At 72.5% G+C, this 22,283-nt stretch carries 20 protein-coding genes and 2 pseudogenes; 17 read left to right on the top strand and 5 right to left on the bottom strand.

What is annotated here, in order from left to right; translation table 11 throughout:
• Positions 1-52 precede the first annotated feature (52 nt).
• From RKD20_RS30395 to RKD20_RS30385, 3 genes are read left to right on the top strand one after another with little or no spacing between them, the layout of a single operon-like run.
• Positions 53-643: a toxin-antitoxin system, toxin component family protein gene (locus RKD20_RS30395; protein ID WP_424880483.1), complete on the top strand. Its 591-nt coding sequence runs from the start codon at positions 53-55 to the stop codon at positions 641-643.
• A complete protein-coding gene (locus RKD20_RS30390) occupies positions 640-1,872 on the top strand; it encodes an MAB_1171c family putative transporter (protein WP_424880482.1) in 1,233 nt (410 codons plus the stop codon). Before RKD20_RS30395 ends, RKD20_RS30390 begins: the two co-directional genes overlap by 4 nt.
• On the top strand, positions 1,865-3,277 hold the full coding sequence (locus RKD20_RS30385; protein WP_424880481.1) for an NAD(P)/FAD-dependent oxidoreductase: 1,413 nt from the start codon (positions 1,865-1,867) through the stop codon (positions 3,275-3,277). The genes RKD20_RS30390 and RKD20_RS30385 overlap by 8 nt, the downstream gene beginning before the upstream one ends.
• Positions 3,278-3,284: 7 nt before the next feature.
• On the opposite strand, the gene RKD20_RS30380 is transcribed toward RKD20_RS30385, so the two are convergent.
• Both RKD20_RS30380 and RKD20_RS30375 read right to left on the bottom strand, forming a co-directional pair.
• Complete coding sequence (locus RKD20_RS30380; RefSeq protein ID WP_424880480.1) at positions 3,285-4,133, bottom strand: SMP-30/gluconolactonase/LRE family protein; 849 nt, start codon at positions 4,131-4,133, stop codon at positions 3,285-3,287.
• Positions 4,130-4,903, bottom strand: coding sequence for an IclR family transcriptional regulator (locus RKD20_RS30375; RefSeq protein ID WP_424880479.1), 774 nt, complete (start codon positions 4,901-4,903; stop codon positions 4,130-4,132). The genes RKD20_RS30380 and RKD20_RS30375 overlap by 4 nt, the downstream gene beginning before the upstream one ends.
• 251 nt (positions 4,904-5,154) lie before the next feature.
• Between RKD20_RS30375 and RKD20_RS30370 the strand changes: the two are divergent.
• Positions 5,155-5,313: pseudogene (locus RKD20_RS30370) on the top strand (TerD family protein); the annotation flags it as partial.
• Between the two features lie 4 nt (positions 5,314-5,317).
• The gene (locus tag RKD20_RS30365; RefSeq protein ID WP_424880478.1) at positions 5,318-5,461 is read left to right on the top strand and encodes a hypothetical protein; all 144 of its coding nucleotides are present in this window, start codon (positions 5,318-5,320) and stop codon (positions 5,459-5,461) included.
• A 24-nt stretch (positions 5,462-5,485) separates the two neighbouring features.
• Here the strand turns inward: RKD20_RS30365 and RKD20_RS30360 are convergent.
• Positions 5,486-6,710, bottom strand: a pseudogene (locus RKD20_RS30360) (PucR family transcriptional regulator).
• Positions 6,711-6,713: 3 nt separating this feature from the next.
• The gene (locus RKD20_RS30355) at positions 6,714-6,866 is read right to left on the bottom strand and encodes a hypothetical protein (RefSeq protein WP_020116177.1); all 153 of its coding nucleotides are present in this window, start codon (positions 6,864-6,866) and stop codon (positions 6,714-6,716) included.
• 204 nt (positions 6,867-7,070) lie between these two features.
• On the opposite strand from RKD20_RS30355, the gene RKD20_RS30350 reads away from it, so the two are divergent.
• From RKD20_RS30350 to RKD20_RS30300, 11 genes are all read left to right on the top strand, one after another.
• Positions 7,071-8,060, top strand: a complete 990-nt coding sequence (locus RKD20_RS30350; protein WP_424880477.1) for a DUF3068 domain-containing protein — start codon at positions 7,071-7,073, stop codon at positions 8,058-8,060.
• Between the two features lie 192 nt (positions 8,061-8,252).
• Entirely contained in the window at positions 8,253-9,434 is a 1,182-nt protein-coding gene (locus tag RKD20_RS30345) for a glycosyltransferase family 4 protein (RefSeq protein ID WP_424880476.1), read from the top strand.
• Complete coding sequence (locus RKD20_RS30340) at positions 9,431-10,171, top strand: class I SAM-dependent methyltransferase (RefSeq protein ID WP_424880475.1); 741 nt, start codon at positions 9,431-9,433, stop codon at positions 10,169-10,171. The genes RKD20_RS30345 and RKD20_RS30340 overlap by 4 nt, the downstream gene beginning before the upstream one ends.
• Complete coding sequence (locus RKD20_RS30335; protein ID WP_424883362.1) at positions 10,168-14,325, top strand: alpha-(1->3)-arabinofuranosyltransferase domain-containing protein; 4,158 nt, start codon at positions 10,168-10,170, stop codon at positions 14,323-14,325. The genes RKD20_RS30340 and RKD20_RS30335 overlap by 4 nt, the downstream gene beginning before the upstream one ends.
• Entirely contained in the window at positions 14,322-15,710 is a 1,389-nt protein-coding gene (locus RKD20_RS30330) for a condensation protein (protein WP_424880474.1), read from the top strand. Before RKD20_RS30335 ends, RKD20_RS30330 begins: the two co-directional genes overlap by 4 nt.
• Complete coding sequence (locus RKD20_RS30325; RefSeq protein WP_424880473.1) at positions 15,707-16,444, top strand: methyltransferase domain-containing protein; 738 nt, start codon at positions 15,707-15,709, stop codon at positions 16,442-16,444. Before RKD20_RS30330 ends, RKD20_RS30325 begins: the two co-directional genes overlap by 4 nt.
• A gap of 24 nt (positions 16,445-16,468) precedes the next feature.
• Positions 16,469-17,374: a hypothetical protein gene (locus RKD20_RS30320; protein ID WP_381332502.1), complete on the top strand. Its 906-nt coding sequence runs from the start codon at positions 16,469-16,471 to the stop codon at positions 17,372-17,374.
• The gene (locus tag RKD20_RS30315; RefSeq protein ID WP_351987659.1) at positions 17,371-17,610 is read left to right on the top strand and encodes a Trm112 family protein; all 240 of its coding nucleotides are present in this window, start codon (positions 17,371-17,373) and stop codon (positions 17,608-17,610) included. Before RKD20_RS30320 ends, RKD20_RS30315 begins: the two co-directional genes overlap by 4 nt.
• Entirely contained in the window at positions 17,607-18,455 is an 849-nt protein-coding gene (locus RKD20_RS30310) for an FkbM family methyltransferase (RefSeq protein WP_424880472.1), read from the top strand. The genes RKD20_RS30315 and RKD20_RS30310 overlap by 4 nt, the downstream gene beginning before the upstream one ends.
• Positions 18,456-18,527: 72 nt before the next feature.
• Positions 18,528-19,124 (top strand): hypothetical protein, encoded by a 597-nt coding sequence (locus RKD20_RS30305; protein ID WP_424880471.1) that lies wholly within the window; start codon positions 18,528-18,530, stop codon positions 19,122-19,124.
• 132 nt (positions 19,125-19,256) lie between these two features.
• A complete protein-coding gene (locus RKD20_RS30300) occupies positions 19,257-20,126 on the top strand; it encodes an ATP-grasp domain-containing protein (protein ID WP_424880470.1) in 870 nt (289 codons plus the stop codon).
• 344 nt (positions 20,127-20,470) lie between these two features.
• Here the strand turns inward: RKD20_RS30300 and RKD20_RS30295 are convergent, their stop codons facing one another.
• On the bottom strand, positions 20,471-21,331 hold the full coding sequence (locus RKD20_RS30295) for an SDR family oxidoreductase (protein ID WP_424880469.1): 861 nt from the start codon (positions 21,329-21,331) through the stop codon (positions 20,471-20,473).
• An 87-nt stretch (positions 21,332-21,418) separates the two neighbouring features.
• On the opposite strand from RKD20_RS30295, the gene RKD20_RS30290 reads away from it, so the two are divergent.
• Positions 21,419-22,192, top strand: a complete 774-nt coding sequence (locus RKD20_RS30290) for a TetR/AcrR family transcriptional regulator (RefSeq protein WP_424880468.1) — start codon at positions 21,419-21,421, stop codon at positions 22,190-22,192.
• Positions 22,193-22,283 lie beyond the last annotated feature (91 nt).

Here is a 22,283-nt window from a genome sequence, read left to right as displayed (position 1 = left end):
GCGTAGGCTCGAACAGCCCGTCCTAGGGCGGCGGGAGAGTTCAGGGGGTGGGATGGACATCGCGGGTGCGCGCAGGAGTGCCGCCCGGATCGCCTCGGCGCTACGACGCACCCGTGCGACCTCGGCCATGCGCGATCTGGTCTCCCACCTCACCGCCGCGGTCCGGGCCAGACCCCGTCCCCCGGCCGACGTGCCCGAGCTGTGCCGGGCCCTGTGCCAGGAGATGAGCGCCCGCCGCGGCGGCCGACCCGTCGACCTGCGTTTCGAACGGTTCCCCGACGAGATCGCGGTGACCGGACTGTGGGTGGAGTTCGAGGACTTCGACCTCGTCATCGTCGAGGAGCGGGCCGAGGAGATGCAGCAACTGGTCATCCTGGGCCATGAGTTGTGGCACCTGCACGCGGGCCACGCCCACCACCACGCGGCCGCGGCGGACGCGCTGGCCAAACGGCCCGGCTGGGACTCCGTCGCCCTGACCGTGGCCGCCCGCGACGGCTCCCGGGCGGCGGACGAGGCCGAGGCGGACGACTTCGGACACCGGCTGGCGGCGGCGTTCCGGCCGTTCGTCTCCGGCCGCGGCTCCGGTGCCCGGCCCGACACGGTCCAGAGAACCCTCGGCTACCGCGGAGGCGGAGCGCGGTGACACACCCCCACCTGACCGCGGGGACGGTCGGGTCCCTCACCGGTCTGAGCATCCCCTACTGGCTGCCGGGCCTGGTCCTCGGAGCGGCCCTGGCGATCAAGCTGCCCAGCATCGTCAAGCTGTGGCGGGACCCGCTGCTGCGGGCCGTGGGCGGCCTGCTGCTGTTCGCCTGCGCGGTGTTCCTGTTCGCGGCCCCGAGCACCATCGCCTGGACGAACCGGGTCACCGGCGTCCCGAACATCGCCGCGCCCTGGGTGTACTCCCTGCTCACCGCGCTGTGCGCGTCCTGGCTGCTGCTGGTCGTGCACTGGCGAGACGGCCGCACCGAGCACCACGCCCGGACCCGTCGGGCGACCCGCTGGGTGATCTGGGTGTACGCGGCCGTGGTCGTCGTGATGTGGGTGCTGTTCGCCCTCGCCGACGTCCCCGTGGAGCGGATCCGGGACCTGGACACCTACTACGCCGACACGCCGTTCATGCGCGAGCTGATCCTGCTCTACCTGTTCGCGCACACCGTGGCCAGCCTGATCACGTCCGGGCTGGTGTGGAACTGGATCCGCACCGCCGGCCTCGACGCCTGGCTGCGCTGGGGACTGCGGTTCCTCGGGATCGGCTTCGCGACGAACCTGCTCTTCAGCGCGGCCAAGCTCACCGCCGTCGTGGCCCGCTGGACCGGGCACGACCTGGACTGGCTGAACACCAACATCGCCCCGGCCGCCGCGTGCGTCGCCGCCACCCTGGTCGCGATCGGCTTCATCGTCCCGCACGCCGGCCAGTACCTCCAGGAGCGCTGGCTGGTCCGCCGTCGCCACCGTGACCTCAGGGCCCTCGCCCGGCTGATGCGGACCGTCGCGGGCAGCCGCGAGCCGCTCGCCCTGCGCGCCACCGCCGAGATGCGGCTGATCCGCCGCGAGACCTTCATCCGCGACGCGCTGCTCCAGCTGTCCCGGTTCATCGACGAGGACCTGCGCGTGCGGGCCTACGACTCCGCGCTCGCCCTCGGTTTCGAGCGCGGCCGGGCCCAGGCCCTCGCCGCCGCCGTGACGATCCTGGACGCCGTCGAGGCGGGGCGGCGGGCGCCGGACACCGAGGGCGACGGCGACCCCGACACCACGTACCTGCTCCAGGAGATCGCGGCCGTGTCCGAGGTCCTGCGCAGCCCCGACGAGATCAAGGCGGTACGCGCCCGCGCGACCGTCCCGGCAGAGAGCATGTCCACGCATGACTGAAAGCCCCTCCCCCGCCAGAGTCGCCGTCGTCCTCGGGGGATCGCACACCGGCATGCTCGCGGCGGCCGCGCTGACGGGCCTCGCCGACCGGGTGGTCGTGGTGGAGCGCGACGAACTGCCCGAGGGCCCGGCCCCGCGCAAGGGGCTGCCGCAGGCCCGGCACGCCCACATGCTGTGGTCCGGCGGGGTACGGGCGATGGAGGAGCTGCTGCCGGGCATCACCGCCGCGCTCCTGGACGCCGGGGCACGCCGGGCGCCGGTCACCACCGACATGGTCGTCCACTCGGCCCACGGCTGGTTCCGGCGGTGGCCCGAGTCCCACCACGTGATCCTGGCCGGCCGGGATCTGCTGGACGCCACGGTCCGGGCGCGGGTCCTCGCCGACGAACGGGTCGAGGTGCTCGGCGGCGCGGAGGCACTGGGGCTGGTGGGCGGCGCGGAGGCCGTCACCGGGGTCCGGGTGCGGGAGGCCGACGGCCGCGAACGGACCATCGAGGCGGGGACGGTCGTGGACGCGACCGGGCGGTCCTCCGGAACGCCCCGTTGGCTGGCGGACCTCGGGCTGCCCGCGCCGGAGCGCCGCGAGGTCGACTCGGGCCTGGCGTACGCGAGCCGCCTCTATCTCGCACCCGAACAGGCCCGCGACGGCTTCCCCGTCGTCAGCGTCCAGCCCGACACCCGCGAGCCAGGACCGGGCCGCTCGGGCTTCCTGCTGCCGATCGAGGACGGCCGCTGGATCGTCACCCTCAACGGCACCCGCGGCGGCGAGCCGACCGCCGCCGACGCCTCGGGCGAGGACTTCGTACGCTTCGCCCGCGAGGAACTCAGACATCCGCTGATCGGCGACCTGCTCGCCCGCGCCGAGCCGCTGTCCGAGGTCGCCTTCACCCGTACGACCGTCAACCGGCGGAACTTCTACGAGCGGGCGGCGGCCTGGCCGGAGCACTTCACGGTGCTCGGCGACGCGTTGGCCGCGTACAACCCGGTCTACGGGCACGGTCTGGCCGTCGGCGCCCAGAGCGCGCTGATCCTGCGGGACCTGACCCGGCGGCACGGGTTCGGGGCGGCCGGGCTGTGCCGTCGGGTGCAGCGGGCGGTGGCCCGGCCGGTGGGGGCCGCGTGGGACCTGGCCACCGGACAGGACGTCTTCTATCCCGGGGCGACGGAGACCGGCCCGACGGCCCGGGACCGGCTCGTGGCCGCGTACGTCTCGCGTCTCATGCGCACGGCCACCGGGAACGGCCGGATCGCCCGCCGGGTCACCGACGTGACCTCGCTGGAGCGGCGGGCGGAGGTACTGCTGACGCCGGCTGTGCTGCTGGCGGCGGTGCGGGGGCCGTTGAGACCGGCGCTGACCGAACCGCCGCTGACCGATGAGGAGTTGAAGAAGGCGGGCCTTCAGTAGCCGTCGGTCAGCCCGCGAACGACGGCTGCTGGACGCCCTTGCCCGCGCCCGGCACCACCAGCAGGGAGCCCGCCACCGGGTGCGGGGCGGCCAGGCCCACCCGGGCCGTGGTGATGTACAGGTCGGTCAGGTCCGGGCCGCCGAACGCGCACGCGGTGACGCGCGGGGCCGGGAGGGTGATCACCCGGTCCAGCTCGCCGTCGGGCGTGTAGCGGCGGACCGCTCCCCCGTCCCACAGCGCGACCCACACGCACCCGTCGGCGTCGACCGTGAGGCCGTCGGGGAAGCCGGCGCCGTCCTCGATCCCGACGAGGGTCCGGCGGCCGGAGATGTGCCCGTTCTCGTGGTCGAGGACGTCGACGCGGCGGGTGGGCGAGTCGACGTAGTACATGAGCCGGCCGTCCGGGCTCCAGCCGGTGCCGTTGCTGACGGCCACGTCGTCGAGGACGGTCCGGTGCGTGCCGTCACCGGTGACCCGGGACAGGGTGCCGCCGCCCGGCGCTTCGTCGTAGCGCATGGTGCCGGCCCACAGCGAACCGTCGGGGGCGACCGCGGCGTCGTTGGCCCGGCGGCCGGGGACCGGCTCGTGGTGGAGCCAGCGGAAGGTGTCGTCGGGGTCCAGCAGGGCCACGCCGTCCCGCAGGTTGAGGACCAGTCCGCCGCCGGCGCGCGGCTTGACGGCGCCGATGTGCTGGTCGAGGACGCGGACCGTGCGCTGCCCGGAGACGGGGTCGTAGCTGTGCAGCCGGGCGCCGAGGATGTCGATCCACAGCAGCTTCTCGCCGTCCCAGGTGGGCCCCTCGCCGAGGGTGGCCTCGGCGCGTACGGCGACGTCGAACTTCGTGTAGCGGGTCATCCCACGCTCCGGTGGCCGAGGCGCTCGGACAGTTCGGCGGCGCCCTTGGCGGCCAGCTGCTCCAGCTCGCCGCGGCGGTCGTCGCTCCAGCGGATCATCGGCACGGAGATGGAGAGCGCCGCGACGACCTGCCCGGTGCGGTCGCGGACCGGGGCGGCGACGCAGGAGACGTCCGGGTTGGACTCCCGGTTCTCGACGGCGACCCCGCGCCGGCGGATCTCGTCGAGGGCCTCGCGCAGGGCCGCGGGGTCGGTGATGCTGTTGGGGGTCATGCCGACCAGCGGAGTGTCCTCCGGGATGCGGGAGGCGAGCTGCGGCTCGGGGAGGGAGGCGAGGAGCATCTTGCCGACGGAGGTGCAGTGCGCGGGCAGCCGCCGGCCGGCGGCCGACACCATCCGCACCGCGTGCGTCGAGTCGACCTTGGCGATGTAGATGACGTCGGTGCCCTCCAGGATCGCCACGTGCACGGTCTCGTCACAGGTCTCGGCGACGGACCGGGCGACCTGCTGGCCCTCGGCGGCGAGGTCGAGCTGCTCGGCGTACCGGCTGCCGAGCTGGTAGGGCCGCACCCCGAGCCGGTAGCGTCCCGGCTGTCCCGGGACCTGGACGATGTACGACCGGGCGGCGAGAGTGGTCACCAGCTCGTGCACGGTGGTGCGCGGCAGCTGGAGCCTGCGCACGATGTCGGGGGCGGAGAGCGTCCCGTCTCCGTCGAGGAAGAGCTCGAGAATGTCGAGAGCCCGGGTCACGGCAGGTACGAGGCGTCCCACAACCGGCCCCCTCCCTTTGCGTCTAAGGCGTCTGCGTTCGAAATTTCAACAGACGATCGGCATGACGAACACAGGCTAGCGACATGCTGTTTCCTCCGGCAATGGTCAGGCGCGTCCCGAACTCCCCCTCCGGCCTGTTTCCGCAGGAGGGACACCGGTGCGAGCTGCCGGTACTACTGTATTCGTGTGCGACACGTCACATTGCGTGGTGTGTCCGGGGGATGTGATCCAGGGGGGATTTCGTGCTTGAAATGACCAAGGGGTCGAACACTGCCCTGTCGGCCCTGAGTGAGAACACCGGTTCGGTCATCGTGAGCCTGGGCTGGAGCAGTCCGGCGGGGGACGGCGACGCGGATGTGTCCGTCCTACTGCTGGGCCGGGACGGCAAGGTCCGCAGCGACGCGGACTTCTAACATGGGGAACAGCCGCGGCAACGCCGAGTCCAGCTTCATCCGCAGCGTGGACGACGCCGTGCACCGCTTCCACTCCACGGTGATGGTCCACCTGGACGCTCCCGCGGCCCGGCGGACGGGGGCCAGGGAGCGGGCCGGGGTGTGAGTCCCCGGGGCGGTGGTCCGTCCCTCACGCCAACTCCCCCCGCAACCGCCGCGCCCGCAGCACCAGCTCCAGTTCGAAGCGGCGGTCCGGGTCGTCGATCTCGTCGCCCCACAGTTCGCGGATCTGGCGGAGGCGGTAGCGGACGGTCTGGGGGTGGACGCCCAGGCGGGCCGCCCACTTCCGGGGCCCCGCCCCGTGTCTCCAGCCAGGCGAGCAGGGTTTCCGCGAGGCGGCGGCCGTGGGTGGGGCCGCAGTGGCGCAGGGGGGCCAGGCAGCGCCGGGCCAGGTCGTCGATGAGTTCCTCGGGCTGCAGGAGGACCAGGGCCTCGGTGTGCTCGGTGCAGTACAGGACGTCCCCGGCGGGGAGCAGGTCACGTTCCATCAGGCGTACGGCGGCCTCGGCCCAGCGCAGCGACTTGGCCGCGTCGGCGAGGGGGACCGGGGGGCCGATCGCGCCCGCCCAGCCGGTCAGGGCCCGGTGCAGGAGTTCGGGGCGGCCCGCGGCGTCCGGTTCCGGGACGACCATGCGGGGCTGTTCGTAGTCCATGTCCAGGAGGACCCCCTGGCCCACCGCGGGGGGTACCGCCTCGCGGGCCGGGCGGAGCAGGACGCCGACCGCCACCTTCTTCGGGAGGGGCCAGCCGATGCGGGCGGCGCGTTCCGTCAGCGCGTCCGCCGGGTCGCCCCGGTGGCGTTCGGCCAGCAGTAACTCCATCAGTCGGCGCTGAAGGCGCAGCCGCTCGCCCGCCTGGCGGGCCGCGGCCTCGGCGTAGCCCCGCACCGACTGGTCGACCAGACCGTCCAGGTACTCGTAGCCCGCGTCCACCAGTTCGTACATCGCGGGCGGCGGGATCTCCACGCGCTGGCCGATGTCAGCGAAACGGCGCCAGGCCAGGCGTACGCCCATGCGGTAGATCGCCTGGAGGGAGTCGAGACTGCGGCCGTTCAGGCCCTCGCCGCGGCCGAACTCCTGGAAGACGCCCGGGGGGACCGTCGGGCGGCCCTCCGCCGTTTCCAGGTGCTGGACGAAGACCTCGATCGCGCGGCGGATGCCGACCAGGGCCATCGGTTCACCGGAGTCGTCCAGGACGACCGGCAGATGGGGGTACTCGCGGCGGATCGCGCGCAGGATCTCCTCCGCGAGGGCCGGCGCCTCGGCCATGGCGATGGCCGCGAACTGACGGACCTGGAGGCGGGGGACGTCATGCCAGGCCGAGCGGGCGTCCACTGCTGCCGGGCGGGCGGCCACGGGTCAACTCCCCTGGTCCGTCTGCTCGTAGGTGATCAAGGGTGTGTTGGGCTGCTCGGGCGTCGCCTCAAGCAGCGCGACGATGCCGAGCGCGGCACCGAGGGCGAGCAGGGCGGCGACCACGACGGTCAGTGCGGCGGCGAGCAGTCTGGACATCGCAGGGGCAGCCTCTCTGGAGCGGCTCGGTCCGGCGTACGTCCCCACCCGGAACCCGCCCGGTGTCCACCCTGCCTGTAGACCCAGTGTCGACAGGACATTGACAATCCGTCAAGTCATTGACACCCCGCGTCAGAACGCCTTACGGTCTCCGGCCCATAGAGCGGCCCGAACTCCGTCATCTCACGCCCCTGGAGTGTCCGGATGCGCCGTACAGCCTCTCCAATCTCCCTGATTCTGCTGGGACTCGGCACGTTTTTGCTGGTACTGGCGCCGTTGCTCGCGTGGTACGTGGCCCCACGGGCAGCCGTGAATCCGATCAACATCGACCAGACCGCCGTCTACCGCGGTACGGGCAGCGTCTTCGACACCGAACAGGTGAAGACCGTCCCCGGCCAGCGGATCACCGTCACCCAGCGGGTGCGCGGCGACGTCGAGGACAGCGAGCGCAGCGGCCGGGCCGCGGTGTGGGACGTCACCACCACCGTCGACACCGACAAGTCGCTGCCGGCCGCCGACCCGCACGACGCGCTGGAGTTCGTCCCGCACCGCTGGGTGATGGACCGCAGGACCACCAAGCCGGTGCACTGCTGCGGCGAGAAGCCGTACATCGAGGGCGAGGCCTATCTGAAGTTCCCCTTCGACGTGCAGCGACGCTCCTACCAGTGGTGGGACAACTCCCTGGGTTCCACGGTGACCTTGCGTTACCAGGGTACGAAGAAGGTTCAGGGGTACACGGGTTACCGGTTCACCGGCACGGTCGCCCCGGCGAAGGTCGGGACACGACTGGTGCCGGGCACGATCGTGGACGAGCCCGGCCGGCCGCAGGTGCTGGCCGAGGAGTGGTACTCCAACCACGGCATCGAGCTGGTCGTCGACCAGCGCACCGGCCGGGTGGTCTACGCACAGGTGGGCCCCAAGCGCACCCTGCGGGCGCCCGGGGCGAAGAAGGACGCGGTCGTGCTGCTCGACAGCAAAAAGATCGCGTTCACCACCGCGACCCAGAAGGACGCCGTACGACTCGCGAAGCGGGACAGCGGCCAACTGCGAGCGGTGGGCGAGACGTTGCCGATCGGGGCGGCTGTGGCTGGATTCGTGCTGGCTGCCGTGGGGGGCGTTTTGGTGGTACGGGGACGCAGGCGCCCCGAGTCCACCGATATGAGCGGTACGCCCCAGCCCGTCCTCACGATGTGACTGGACGTCAGCTCTAATAAGCCCGGAAATTGTCACGTGCGTGAGTAGCCACGGCGTACCGGTGGGCGAAAACTGTGCCACCCCACCCGAGCACAACCCGTCCACACCCTCCTCCTAGGAAGCACTCAGTCCCCCCACAACAGCCTGAAAGACACCGCTGAGTTCCGCACCCTGAGACGAGTTGGAGCACCCATGCCCCAGCACGTGCCCCACCCGCTGCGCACGTCCCCCCAGGCGTCGCAGTGGCAACCCTCATCGCACGGCCCGCACCACCCCTCGGCACTCCCCCCACCCCCGCGCCGAATCGTTTTTCTCGCCCACCGTGACCTCGACAACCCGGCTGCCGGCGGCTCCGAGCTCCTCGTCGACCGGCTCGCCGACGGACTGACCCGGCTCGGCCACCAGGTGACCCTGCTGTGCGGCGGCCCGGCTTCCTACCGGGACTACCGGGTCGTGTCGGCGGGCGGCGAGTTGGGCCACTACCTGCGTGCCCGTACGGCCTTCGCCCGCCAGGTCGGCGAGACCGACCTGCTGGTCGAGGTCTGCAACGGCATGCCGTACCTCGCGCCTCTGTGGCACCACGGCCCCACCCTGTGCCTGGTCAACCATGTGCACACCGACCTGTGGAAGATGCGGTTCGGCGGACCCCTGGCCCCGGCCGCCCGGATCGGCCGAAGACTCGAACACTGGGCGCTGGCCGGTGCGGCGGCCCGGCACCGGAGTCTGCTGGTCGCCGTGTCCCCCTCGACAGCCCAGGCCCTGCGGGCGATCGGGGTCGAGCGGGACCGCATCCGGGTCGTGCACAACGGGGTCGAGGAACCGGAACCCCTGGTTCGCCGCTCGCCGGAACCGCTCTTCGTGGCCGTGGGCCGGCTCGTCGAGTACAAGCGCATCGACCTGCTGCTGAGACTCTGGGAGCGGGTGCGACCGGTGACCGGAGGCCGACTGGCGATCGTCGGGGACGGCCCCGAACGCTCCCGGCTGGAGCAACTCGCCGGTTCCTGCGTGGAGTTCACCGGCCATGTCTCCGAGGCCGAGAAGCACCGGCTGCTGTGCGAGGCGTGGTTGCTGCTCCATCCCTCGGCCGTGGAGGGGTGGGGTCTGGTGGTGACCGAGGCCGCGACCCGCAAGACGCCGACCATCGCCTTCGACGTGCCCGGGCTGCGGGATTCCGTCGTGGACGGGGAGACGGGTGTCCTCGCGCGGGGCGAGTCCTCGTTCGCCGCCGCCTGGTGCACGCTCACCCTGTCGGGGCACCGCCGTGAGCTGATGGGCAAGGCCGCTCAGGACCGGGCGGCCCGGTATCGCTGGCATCGGACGGTCAGACAGTTCCGGGCCGTGGCCGCCGAGGCGGTGAGGGGCTGGGGACCGTGACGCGGACCCGGGCGAAGGATCCCTCCCTCCGGCGCTCTCTGGCTCTCTTCCGGGCCTTCCTGCGGGAGCAGGACGACCCCGAGTCCTGCTACGCGCTGCTCGCCCGCGACGCCGTGGACCAGGTCGAGGCCTACGACGGCCCCGTCGCCGGCCGTACCGTCGTGGACGTCGGCGGCGGGAGCGGGTACTTCACCGAGGAATTCCGGCGGCGCGGCGCCGACGCGTTCCTCTTCGAGCCGGACGCGCGCGAACTGGGCGAGAAACCGCCCGACTCCACGGTGATCGCCGACGGCTACCTGCTCCCCCTGCGGGACGCCGCCGCCGACGTCACCTTCTCCTCCAACGTCCTTGAGCACGTGGCCGATCCGGAGATCTTCCTCAGCGAGCTGGTCCGGGTGACCCGGCCCGGTGGGCTGATCTACGTGTCGTTCACCAACTGGCTGTCCCCGTGGGGCGGTCACGAGTGGGCTCCCTGGCACTACCTGGGTGCCGAGCGGGCCCACGCCCGCTACCGGCGCCGTACCGGAAAGGCCCCCAAGCACACGCTCGGCGAGAACCTGTTCGCCGTGCACATCGGCCCGACCCTGCGGCAGGTGCGTGCCCGCGACGACGTCACGGTCGTCTCGGCGCGCTCCCGCTACTGGCCCTTCCTCGCGGAGACCGTCGTACGGGCTCCCGGCCTCCGCGAGATCGCCACCTGGAACCTCCTCCTCATCCTCCGGCGGTGTCCACCATGACGACGTCCACGGTCCAGGCCCCTCCTCCGGCAGCCGTCCCCAGCACCGCGATCATGTCGGGCCCCCCGGAGGGTCCGCGGTCGCGGAGCTGGCTGCTGGGGTTCTGGGCCGTGGTCTTCGTGCTGTTCCTGGTGGTGCACCCGGGCCGGCAGACCTTCGACACCAAGCTGGGCGTCACCACCGACCCCGGACGGTTCCTCGGCGACCTCGGGCAGCTGTGGCACGACCAGGGCTCCTTCGGCGGCATCCAGGACCAGTACGTCGGCTATCTGTGGCCGATGCTGCCGTTCTACTGGCTGGGCCACGCCCTCCAGTTGCCGGTGTGGCTGGTGGAGCGGCTGTGCCTGTCGCTGATCGTGTCGGTCGCCTTCTGGGGCGCGCTCCGCCTGGCCGAGCGGCTGCGCGTCGGCAACGGACCGGGCAGGCTGCTCGCCGCCCTCGCGTACGCGCTGTGGCCGACCTTCACCATCGTCGTCGGCTCGACCTCCGCCGCCGCGCTGCCCGGCGCCTTCCTGCCCTGGGTGCTGCTCCCGCTGACGAACGAGCGCCTGAGTGCCCGGATCGCCGCCCTGCGCTCGGCGCTCGTCGTCCCGTTCATGGGCGGGGTGAACGCGGCCTCGACCCTGGCCTGTCTGCTGCCCGTCGGGCTGTATCTCCTGTCCCGGCCGCCCGGACCACGACAGCGCAGGCTGATCGCCTGGTGGGTACCGGGCGTGATCCTGGCGACGGCCTGGTGGGTGATCCCGCTGCTGCTGCTCGGCCTCTACGGCGAGAACTTCCTGCCGTACGTCGAGAGCGCGCACACCACGACCGAGACGATGTCGGCGACGGAGGCCCTGCGCGGGGCCGGGAACTGGGTCGCCTATCTGCACCTGGGGGAGGCGTGGCTGCCGGCCGGCTGGACCGTGGCCTCCTCGGTGATCGTGATCCTCTGCTCGGCGCTCGCGGCCGGACTCGGCCTCGCGGGCCTGGCGCGCCGGGACATGCCGGAGCGCCGGTGGCTGGTGCTGACCGTGCTGACCGCCGTCCTGGTGCTGCTCGCGGGGTACGGCGGCGCGTTCGGCGCCCCCTTCCACGGGCTGGTGCAGGACTGGCTGAACGGCGGTCTCGCCCCCTTCCGCAACATCTACAAGTTCCAGCCGGGGCTGGCCCTCGCCCTGGTCCTCGGCCTCGCCCATCTGGTGGGCGTGGCCGCCGAGCCGCGCGGGGCGAGAGAGATCAGGGGCCGCCGGTACGCCCCGCTGGTCGCGGCCGTCCTGATCCTGCCAGGGCTGATGTGGCCGTATCTCAACGGCTCGATCCTGAACCCGGGTTCCTTCCAGGAGCTGCCCAAGTACTGGCACGCCACGGCCGACTGGCTGGACAAGTACTCCCCCGACTCGCGCGCCCTGGTCGTCCCCGCGACCGCGCACGGCATCTACACCTGGGGCTCCCCGATCGACCAGCCCCTCGACGTCCTCGCCGAGTCCCGCTGGGCGCAGCGGGACTACGTCCCCTTCGGCACCCCCGGCAACCGGCGCGCCACGGACGCGGTCGAGCAGGCGCTGATGACCGGCGGAGAGATCCCGGGCCTCGCGGACTACCTGAGCCGGGCCGGGGTCTACTACGTCGTCGTCCGCAACGACCTCGACCCCGACCAGATCGGTGCCGTGTCGTCCTCGGTCGTCAAGCGGGCCCTCGAACAGTCCGGCTACGAGCGGGTGACGGGCCTCGGGCCGCTCATGACGGGCGGGAAGATCGCGAACGACACCCCGCTCCAGATCGAGGGGCTGTACCCGAGGCAGCGGGCGGTGGAGATCTACCGTCCGGCGAGCGAGGACGTGCCCCGGCCCGGTCAGGCCGGTCTGCTGCCCGTCGCCGACACCGCACAGGTGTCCGGCGGTCCCGAGTCACTGCTCCCGCTGGCGACCGAACTGCGGGGCAGGGCGACGGTGTTGACCGGTGACAACCATCCCGGGCTCGGCACCCCGCCCCTCCAGATCGTCGGTGACGGACTGCGGCGCGCGGACACCCGCTTCGGTCTCGTCAACGCGAACACGTCGTACACGTACACCAGCGACGAACGCAACGCCTCCGGAGCCGCCCAGGACGCCGGTGAGAAACCGCACCAGATCCTGCCGGCGACGGGCCAGGCACACCAGACGGTGGCGGAACTGCGCGGCGCCCGCTCGGTGACGGCGTCCTCGTACGGCAACTGGCTGTTCCACCTCCCGCAGTTCGACCCGGTCAACGCCTTCGACGGCAACCCGGACACCGCCTGGGCGGAGGGCGTCGCGGGCTCGCCGGACGGGCAGTGGCTGCGGATCGGACTGTCCGATCCCGCGTACGACATGCCCTCGTCGTTCAAGGTCACGCCGCTGCCGCAGGAGAGCGTGCGGTCGGCGGCCACCAAGGTGCGGGTGGAGACGGAGCGGGGATCGCGGACCAGCTTCCTGCGGGCCGACGGGTCGACGCAGAGCATCAAGGCCCCTCCCGGGGCGACGAGTTGGATGAAGCTCACCATCGTCGACTCGGTGGCACGGCGGACCGGTCTCGCCGGGGCCGGGTTCTCCGAGATCGCCCTGCCGGACGTGCAGGTGACCCGGCTGCTGCGGGTGCCGACCGACGCCGACCGCGCGGACTCGGCAGCCGAGGTGGTCTCCCTGCACCGGGTCCCCGACCCGGCCGGGATCTCCCCGACCGGCACCGAGGCCGGACTGCACCGCCGCTTCACCACGGCGGCCTCGGACACGTACGCGGTGAAGGCGAGCGCGGTGCCGGTGACCGGGGAGGAACTCGACAGGCTGCTGTACGAGGTCGCCCCCGACCAGCGCGACCGCATCACCGCGACCGCCGACTCCACGGCCGCCCTCGGCACGGGCCTGTCCGCCCGCAACCTCACCGACGGCGACCTCACGACCGCCTGGATCGCGGGCGACCGCCCCACGGTCCACCTGAGCTGGGACGGCAAGCAGCCCGTCTCGGAGATCGTGCTGGCGCCCGCGGGCGGCCTCTCCACCCGCCCCACCGAGGTGGACATCACCTCGCCCGACGGCGCGACGGTCGCCGGGGTCGACGAGAACGGCGCGGTGCGCTTCCCCGCGATCACGACCGACCGCCTCGACATCACGATCACCAAGACGGCCCCGCTGGTCCTGCACAACCCGGTCGCCGACGAGGATCTCCAGCTCCCCGTGGGGCTGACGGAGGCCTACATCCCGGCCCTCGACCAGTACCGGACCCCGCAGCCGAAGGCCGGCCGGAAGTTCTCCCTGCCGTGCGGCAAGGGCCCGGTCCTGGCGATCGACGGGAAGCTGTACGAGACGGGCGTGTCGGGCCTGATCCGCGACCTGACCGACCGGCGGGAACTGACCGTGACGCTCTGTCAGTCGGGCCGGTCGGACGCCGAGTTGTCCCTCCCCTCCGGTGAGCACGTCGTCGAGGGCGGCGACGCCGGACCGCTCGCCCTGACCGACATCACCCTGACCCGCGGCACGGTCACCGAACCCACCTCCCTCACCCGGGAGTTGCGGATACGGGACTGGCTCGGCGACCGGCGCGAGGTGACCGTGGGGTCGGGCGCCGCCTCGTACCTCACGACGTACGAGAACTACAACGACGGCTGGAAGGCCACGCTGAACGGCAAGTCGCTCACCCCGCTGCGGCTCGACGGCTGGCAGCAGGGCTGGCGCGTCCCCGCGGGGTCCGGCGGCACGGTGAAGCTCTCGTACGAGCCCGCGACGACGTACGACGGCGCGCTGATCGGCAGCGGGGTCGCCCTGGCGGTACTGGTGGGCCTGGTGCTGTGGCGCAGGCGCTCCCCGAACCCGGACGCACCGCAGCCGGTGCCTCCGGCGCCGGGCGTGTGGCTCGGCGTGGTGGCGCTGACACTGGTGGGCGTGGTGATCGCCGGCTGGTTCGCCTTGCTGGTCCCAGCACTGGCGCTCCTCGCGTCCAGGCGGCACGGTCTCCTGGTCCCGATCGCCTTCGTGGCCCTGGCGGGGGCAGGGATCGCCGCGGCGGTGGGGGCGGGCGAGCCGGTGGGCGCGTCGCACGGGGCATTCGGCCACGTGGCCCAACTGCTGGCGCTGATCGGCTTGTTCGCTGGGCTGGTGAGCGTGCGTGAGCCCGAGCCCGAGCCCGAGGTGAGCAAGGGGAGGACGGAACCGGAATGACCCCACCGACGCGCATCCCGTTCCCGGTGGTCGACGAGGTCTCCCGCCACTGCCTCCAGGAGGAGGAACCGGAGACGGTCCACATCGAGGTGCATCTGCCGGGACGGCTGGACCAGTCCCGGCTGCGAAAGGCGTTCGTGGAGGCCCTGCACCGCCACCCCCGGATCCTGATGCGGGAGGCCCCGGGGGGCTGGTACCGCCGCCGCTACGAGTGGGAGCTGACCGAGAACCCGGACGTGGAGGTGGTGAGCTTTCCGAGTCCGGGGCGGAATGCGTTGCGGGACGCGAGGACAAGGGCCTTGGAGGAGGCGCCTCCCCTGACCCTGTCCCCACCAATCCGTCTGGAGGTGGTGGAGGGAGCGGGCCCAGCAGAGGGCAGCGAGGCAACAGACATGGTCGGTCTGCACCCACCCCAGGGGCGCGGGGCTGTATCAATGAGCGGCTCCGCCGCGGGGCGCGACCAGCCCCCACTCGCCCGCACCCGAAACACAACCGTCCTCTTCCTCACCATCAACCACACAGCCCTGGACGGCCCCGCCTGCCTCCGCATCCTCGCCACAGCAGCAGAGATCTACGGCGGCAAGGACAACTCCCCGGCACCCGTACCCACCCGCCCACAAGAACCCCCCGCGCCCCCCGAGAACACCCCCTCCAACTGGACCCGCCCGGCCCGCGTAGCGCAAGGCACCCCCGAGAACTCCCCCGGCAACGGCCTCCTCGTCACCGAACTCCCCCTCCCCCACCGCCCCAAGGGCTCCCCCTACACGGTCAACGACCAGCTCATGGTCGCCACGGCCCTGACGATCGCCCACTGGAACAGGGAACACGGAGAAACCCCCCGCCCTCTTCGCATCACCATGCCCGTGGACGACCGCCCCAGGGACATGACGATGCCGATGGGAAACGGCACCCGCCTGGTTGAAGTCCCGTTTTCACCAGCGGAGTTGGTACGCAAACCCGAAGACATGTCCGACCTCCTGCGCCGCACCGCACAACGAACCCGCGCCCTCAAATCCCTCAGCCGCCCGCAGCTCGGCCACGGCGCAGGCGTCCTTACGGCTCCGGTCACCCCGGTGACCTGGCGCGCCGCCCTCACCCGCGGCCTGCGCAGAGCGGCGGCCCCCTGGACCTCCACCACCCTCCTCAGCAACATCGGCCGCATCCCGTACCCCCTGGACTTCGGCGAGGAGGCGGGCCGCGCGCACGCCGTGTGGTTCTCGGCGCCCGCGCGGATGCCCCGCGGCCTCACCGTCACGACCGCCTCGACCGCGGGCCGCCTGCACCTCGCCCTGCGCTGGTCGCGGGCCCTGCTCGGGCACGGTGACGGCGCCCATCTGCGGGACCTGTTCGAGCACTACCTGCACACCACGGAGGTGGCCCCGTGAACACCACCGCACCCCCGCGCCGCGGCGGCCTCAGGGACTTCTACGAGGACCCGGCCGTCCCGGTCGCCTCCGGCACGCCCCGCTCCCTGCGCCAGGCCCGCATGCTGGCCGCGGCCCTCGGCACCGCCGGAACAGCGCCGCGTACCGTCCTGGACATCGGCTGCGGCGACGGCTCCGCGGCCGCCACCGCCGCCCCGCTCCTCACCGGTCACCGCATCGTCGGCGTCGACTGGTCCCAGGACGCCCTCCAACGCGCCCGCAGCAGACTGTCGTACGCCATCCGCGGTGAACTCGGCGACACGGGGCTGCCGTTCAGGGACGCCTCGGTCGACGCCGTGCTGTTCAGCGAGGTCGTCGAGCATCTCGTCGACCCCGACGCGGCGCTGGACGAGATCCGTCGCATCCTTCGCCCGGGAGGCCATCTCATGCTGTCCACTCCGAACCTGGCCGCCTGGTACAACCGCGGCCTGCTGCTGGCCGGCGTCCAGCCGGTGTTCTCGGAGGTGAGTCTGCGGGCGATCCACGGGCGGCCGGGGCGGGAGGTCGTGGGGCATCTGCGGCTGTACACGGCGCGTGCGCTGCGGGAGTTCGTCGCTGCGGCCGGCTTCGAGGTCGTAGGGCTGGCGGGAGCGCCCTTCCACGGTGTGCCGCGTCCGCTGCGCGCACTGGACCGGCTGGCGTGTGCCAGACCCTCACTCGCGTCGATCCTGCTGCTGCACGCGCGCAAGACCTAGGGGGCGTGGACCATGTGGTGGGGAGTGGCGGCGGCCCTGTTGGCGAACACCCTGTACAGCGTCGGATTCGTGCTGGAGAAACGGGCGTTGACCGCCCTGCCCGAGGTGTCGATCCGGCAACCGGCCCGGCTGCTCGGGCTGGTGCTCAGGAGCCCGCTCTGGATCGGCGGCTCCTTGTCACTCGCGGCCGGGTTCGGGGCACAGCTCGCGGTGTACCGGACGCTGCCGATCGCGGCCGCGCAGGGCATCTTCGTCTCCGGCCTGGTGCTGCTGGTGCTGCTGTCGGCGCGGCTCCTGGGCGAGGAGACGACCGGGCGGGAACGGTACGCGCTGGGCGCCATCCTCGCCGCGCTCCTCATGGTGGTGCTGTCCCTGAAGGAGGGCTCGGACCGGGTCAGCCGGGACGCCCCGTACCCGCTGATCCTGCTGGTGTGCGTGCCGTCGCTGGCGGCGGGCGTGTGGCTGTACGGGTCCGCCGAGCGGCGCACCCGACACCGGCACCGGATGCCGACGACCGGCGTCGAGTACGGCGTGGCGGTGGGCCTGCTGTACGGGGTCAGCTCGCTCGCGATCAAGGGCGTGTCGAGTTATCTGACGTCAAGTGGGCTCGGTGGCGCGGTGGTTGAGCTGTTGGGCTCTCCGTATCCGTATCTCCTTTTGTTCACCGGAGCGTTCGGTCTGGTGATGTCGCAGGCGGCGCTGCAGCGCTGCCGGGCCTCGCTGATCGTGCCGGTGTGCACGACGGTGACCTGTCTGTACACCGCGGTGCTCGGCACGCTCTCGTTCGGTGAGTCCCTGCCCCACGATCCGCTGCGGCTCGCGCTGCGCCTCGCGGGCACGGTGCTCGCCGTCGCCGTACTGCTCAGCATGCCCAAGCACGATCCGGCGCCCCAACCCCCCATCGGTGCCAAGGAGTTGACGCCCCCATGAACCCCGACGACCCGCTGCTGCAGATCCTGGCCTGCCCGCTCGACAAGGGCCCCCTGCACCTCGTACCGCCGGACGAGGCCCTCTACAACCCCCGGCTGCACCGCCGTTACCCGATCGTCGACGGCATCCCGCAGCTGCTGCCGTCCTCCGGTGAGCAGGTGACGGACGACGAGCACGAGGATCTGCTGCTGCGCTGCACCGGAGGTTCCCCGCGGACTCCCGGGGCGACCCCATGACCGGACCGGCTCGCACCTGGGCGGCGAGAATAGCCCCCCATCTGCCCACCCGCCTCGTCGCGGCGGCGGCCCGGGCCGTGTACCCGCGCTTCGAGCCGGAGCTGGCGCGGCTTGCCGAGCTGTGCCCGGCGGACTGCCGGACGGCGGTGGACGTGGGCGGCTGGTACGGGCCGTGGACGCGCCGGCTGGCCGGGCGGGCGCGGCAGGTGGTGACCGTCGAGCCGGTCCCCCACCTGGCCCGGCTGCTGACCTCGGCGGCCCCCGCGAACGTCCAGGTCGTCCAGGCCGCCGCCGCGGACCGCTCGGGCATCGCCCGGCTGTGGCTGCCGCCCGGCGACGAGGGGGACCGCGGGGTGTCCTCCCTGGTCCGGCGCGACATCCACGGCCGCGCGCTTGACGTCCGCTGCGTCACGCTGGACGAACTGGGCCTGAAGGACGTCGGTTTCATCAAGATCGACGTGGACGGGAGCGAGCTGGCGGTGCTGCGCGGGGCGACGGGAATTCTCGCGCGCGACCGGCCCGCGCTCTTCGTCGAACTGGAGTCCCGGATCCAGCCGATCGCGCCTGTGGTGACCTACCTGTCCCTCCTCGGCTACGACGGCTGGGTGCTGCCCCGCGCCACCTGGGTCCCGCTGTCCGGCTTCCCCCTGGAGGCCCACCAGGAGACGGCCTCGTACGTCGTCGGCCAGGGCCTGCTCCGCCGGGTCCTGCCCTTCGTCCGCCGCCCGCGGTACATCAACTCGGTGCTGTTCCTCGCCGACGGCCGCCGGCCCGGTGTCGCCCGTGCGGAGCCGGAGGGCGCGTCGGTGTCGAGGGGAAGAGCGCGCGGAGGCCCGAAGGGGTGAGCTCGGTCTTCCCCTCGACACCGACTGAGGCGCCCGGAGGCGGAGCGCCAGGGGAAGCAGCGGTGGGGGACGATGGGGACCATGCCCTCCGGAAAGCTCCCGGCCAGCCCCTTCACCGTCCATGACTTCCAGTTGGTCCTGCTGCGCCGCATGGCCGACCACAACCCCGACCTGGTGGAGGGCGCCAGACGCACCCTGGGCGCCTCGATCGCGGACATGCGCGAGGCCAACAAGCGCTGGCAGGCGATGGTCCGCTCGCCGCGGGTCCGCGCCGCCGCGTCCCGGTACCGCTCGGTCCTCGGCGCCCCGGAGACCGTCCTGACCCGCGCGGTGGGCGACCTGGAGTGCGAGGCCTGGCTCTGGCCCGTCCCGCTCTGGCCCGGCCTCCGCTTCGAGGTCCTCCTCTCCCCGACCGGCGCGGTCTGGAACGAGTGGCTGATCCGCGCCCCGGGAGCGGCGGGCCCCGGCCTGCACACCCTCGCCGACCTCACCCCCTGGTCCTGCACGGTCGACGAGGCGGCCCGGGCCTTCTCCCCGGCCCGCCCCCTGGAGGGCACGGCCCCGACCCGCTGGGGCCTGGCGTTCACGGCCCCGGACGAGGAGGGCGTACGACGCGAGGTGGTGGCCGAGTTCACCTGGGGGCTGCTGCAGAGACTGACCGTGCGCTGACCGCCCGGCGCCGCGTCCCGACACGTGCGGGACGCGGCAGCTCCAGCTTGTCGTGGAGAGGTAAAGCGGTTGCCGCGGTTGCGTCCGCCGTGGTTAGCCTGCTGGTCGAGCTGTATGGGAAAGGAATCCGCCGTGCTCCGAATCGCCCTCGTCACCTACGACCCCCGGCCCGAGCCCAGCAAGGACGCCGACCTGCCCGTGCTGGTGGCGGCGCTGCGCGAGGCAGGGGCCGACGCGCAGGCCGTGTTCTGGGACGACGGGGAGGTCGACTGGGCCGGGTACGACCTGGCCGTCATCCGCTCCACCTGGGACTACAGCTGGCGGGCGGCCGAGTTCGTGGCGTGGGCGGAGCGGTGCGGCAAGGCGACGCGGCTCGCCAATCCGGCGGAGGTCGTGCGCTGGAACACCGACAAGCGGTACCTCGGGGAGCTCGCGGAGGCGGGCGTGCCGGTGGTGCCGACCCGCTATCTGGCGCCCGGCGACCCTGCCGACCTGCCCGACGACCACGAGTACGTCGTCAAGCCCACATCCGGGGCGGGCGCGCGGTACGCGGCGCGGTACACGCCCGGGCAGCACGAGAGTGCGGTACGGCAGCTGGAGCGCATGCACGCGGAGGGGCTGACCGCGATGGTGCAGCCGTACATGCGGGGCATCGACGCGGCCGGTGAGCGGGCGCTGCAGTTCTTCGGGGGCCGGCTGCTGCACGCCAGCCGCAAGCGGGCCGTCCTGGCTCCCGGTACGGCCTTCGACGCGGCGAAGGTCGCCCACCCGGGCCTGGAGCCCTGGACGCCGACCCCGGCCGAACAGGCCGTCGCCGAGCGCGCCCTGGCCGCCGTACCGGACGCGCCGGAGCTGCTGTACGCGCGCGTGGACCTCGTCGACGGAGAGGACGGGCAGCCGCGGGTCATGGAACTGGAGCTGGTCGAGCCGAACCTCTTCCTGTTCCTGCATCCCGGGTCGCTGCGGCCGGTGGTGGAGGCGGTGCTGCGGGCCGCGCGTTGACATGCTCCTCGCCCCGAAGGGCACATGCGGAAGCCGTACCGGAGCTGCGGGGTCGGCCGAGGTGCGATGCGGAGTCGTCCGGGGCCGACTTGCGCGGCGCTGGGGTGTGACACGAAGACCTCATCGGGGGGATCACTCGCCGACGGGCCGGCGCGGGTGGGCCATGGCGCAATGCGGCAATGGGGCAATGCGGCTCGGAGAGTGGCCGGCGGTGCGGATGACCACGCCCCCTGACGCCCGCGGGTGGGTGTGGGGTGTCAGGGGCGCGTGTTTCACAGGATGATGACGGCGCATTCACCGGAGGCGTCCGTGCGGACCGACGCCTTCTGCGCGTCGCACCGGGTCTATTCGGCCCAGGCACGCTCCAGCAGGGTCCCGAAGGTGGCGGGCTCTCGCCCGATCAACTCGGCGAGCGTCGAGTCGACGGCGGTGAACTCGCCGTTCCGCGCCGCCGCGAAGATGCTCAGCAGCAGATCGGCTACCGGGGCCGGGGTGCCGTGCGCCAGGGCCTGCTCATGGAAGGCGTCGTCGGGGACGACGGTGCGGGTGAAGGGCCGTCCGGTGGCCTGGGACGCGATCTCGGCGACGGTGCCGAAGTCGAGCGCCGCCGCGCCGGTGAGAGGCGGGGTGGGTCCCTCGAAGCGGCCCTCCTCGGCGAGGAGTGCGGCGGTGGCATCGGCGAGGTCGTCGTGGCCGGTCCAGGCGACGGGGCCGTCGGCGGGGAGGGCGATGTCGCCGGTGTGGCGGGCGGACTCCAGGAACTGCAAGGCGCTGGCCGCGTAGAAGCCGTTGCGCAGCGCGGTCCAGGGCAGGCCGGTGGCGCGCAGCAGGTCCTCGGTTCGGGCGTGGTCGCGGCACGCCTGGAAGCGCGAGTCGTGGGCGGCGCCCATCTGGCTGGTGTAGAGGATGCGGCCGACGCCGGCCTTCACGGCGGCGTCGATGGCGGTGCGATGGCCGGTGACGCATTCCTCGCCTATGCGGTCGAGGGAGACGAGGAGAAGCTGCTCGGCGCCCTCGAAGGCGTGCACGAGCGAGGCGGGGTCGTCGAAGCTGCCCTGCCGGACACGGACGCCGCGGTCGGCGAGGTCCTGGGCCTTGCGGGGGTCGCGGACGCTGACGCCGACGCGGTCGGCGGGAACGCGCTCCAGAAGGCGTTCGACGGTGCGACGGCCGAGCTTTCCGGTGGCTCCGGTCACGATGATCACGGGTTCTCCCGACGCTGTTTCCAGTGGAATCAATTTGACGTTAACACTGAAATATCGATGGAATCAAATCCTCGATATCATCGGTACATGGCTACGCACGACACCACCGACAGCCCCCGTCGCCGCATCATCGAGGCGGCCGTCGAGCTACTGGAGAAGGGCGGCCCGGACGCGGTGAGCACCCGCGCGGTCGCCGCCGCCGCCGGAATGCAGCCACCGGCGATCTACCGCCTCTTCGGCGACAAGGAGGGGCTCCTTGAGGCCGTCGCGGAGCACGGCTACGCGCAGTTCCTGGAGAGCAAGCGCGCGCAGGTCGATCCCCAGCCACAGGACCCGGTGGAGGACCTGCGCCGCGGCTGGGACATGGTGGTGGAGTTCGGGATCTCCCGCCCCGAGCTGTTCGCGGTGATGAACCGGGCCACCGGCCGGGGGGCGGACCTGGCACACCGCGCGGGCCTGGAGATCCTCCACGGCCGGGTGCGCCGGCTGGCGGCCGGGGGGTGGCTGCGGGTCGACGAGGAGCTGGCCGCCCAGATCATCCACGCCACCGGCCGAGGCGCGGTCACCACCTGGCACTCCATCCCGGCAGACCGCCGCAATCCGGCACTGCTGACCGCCCTCCGCGAGGCCATGGTCGCCGCCGTCACTCGCGCCGAACCGACGGTCCCCGCCACGGAGACCGGCCCGGCCGCGGCGGCCCGCGCGCTGCGCGCCGCGCTCCCCGACGACGCCGATGTCCTGAGCGACGCCGAGCAGCACCTGCTGCGCGAGTGGCTCACCCGCCTCGCAGCGGACGGTGGCGTCCACCGAGAAGGGCCGGGGGCGGCCACACGGCTCCGGCCGGTTTCCCCTCGTCCCTAACGCCCCGCCCGACCACACCACCGCCACGACGATGCCGCCCGCCAAGTGCAGCCGGCCATCGGCCGGCGATCACCGGCACACCCGTTCGTAC

The sequence above is a fragment of the Streptomyces sp. SLBN-8D4 genome (assembly GCF_049739545.1).
Taxonomy (GTDB): domain Bacteria; phylum Actinomycetota; class Actinomycetes; order Streptomycetales; family Streptomycetaceae; genus Streptomyces; species Streptomyces canus_C.
The sequence above is the reverse complement of the archived record's forward strand: the minus strand, read 5'-3'. Positions and strand labels throughout refer to the sequence as shown.

Coding starts and splice junctions, on each gene's coding strand:
- RKD20_RS30290 (WP_424880468.1), top strand. CDS start 21,419: ATGGCTACGCACGACACCACCGACAGCCCCCGTCGCCGCATCATCGAG.
- RKD20_RS30310 (WP_424880472.1), top strand. CDS start 17,607: ATGACCGGACCGGCTCGCACCTGGGCGGCGAGAATAGCCCCCCATCTG.
- RKD20_RS30330 (WP_424880474.1), top strand. CDS start 14,322: ATGACCCCACCGACGCGCATCCCGTTCCCGGTGGTCGACGAGGTCTCC.
- RKD20_RS30350 (WP_424880477.1), top strand. CDS start 7,071: ATGCGCCGTACAGCCTCTCCAATCTCCCTGATTCTGCTGGGACTCGGC.
- RKD20_RS30380 (WP_424880480.1), bottom strand. CDS start 4,133: ATGACCCGCTACACGAAGTTCGACGTCGCCGTACGCGCCGAGGCCACC.
- RKD20_RS30365 (WP_424880478.1), top strand. CDS start 5,318: ATGGGGAACAGCCGCGGCAACGCCGAGTCCAGCTTCATCCGCAGCGTG.
- RKD20_RS30355 (WP_020116177.1), bottom strand. CDS start 6,866: ATGTCCAGACTGCTCGCCGCCGCACTGACCGTCGTGGTCGCCGCCCTG.
- RKD20_RS30335 (WP_424883362.1), top strand. CDS start 10,168: ATGACGACGTCCACGGTCCAGGCCCCTCCTCCGGCAGCCGTCCCCAGC.
- RKD20_RS30315 (WP_351987659.1), top strand. CDS start 17,371: ATGAACCCCGACGACCCGCTGCTGCAGATCCTGGCCTGCCCGCTCGAC.
- RKD20_RS30385 (WP_424880481.1), top strand. CDS start 1,865: ATGACTGAAAGCCCCTCCCCCGCCAGAGTCGCCGTCGTCCTCGGGGGA.
- RKD20_RS30305 (WP_424880471.1), top strand. CDS start 18,528: ATGGGGACCATGCCCTCCGGAAAGCTCCCGGCCAGCCCCTTCACCGTC.
- RKD20_RS30395 (WP_424880483.1), top strand. CDS start 53: ATGGACATCGCGGGTGCGCGCAGGAGTGCCGCCCGGATCGCCTCGGCG.
- RKD20_RS30345 (WP_424880476.1), top strand. CDS start 8,253: ATGCCCCAGCACGTGCCCCACCCGCTGCGCACGTCCCCCCAGGCGTCG.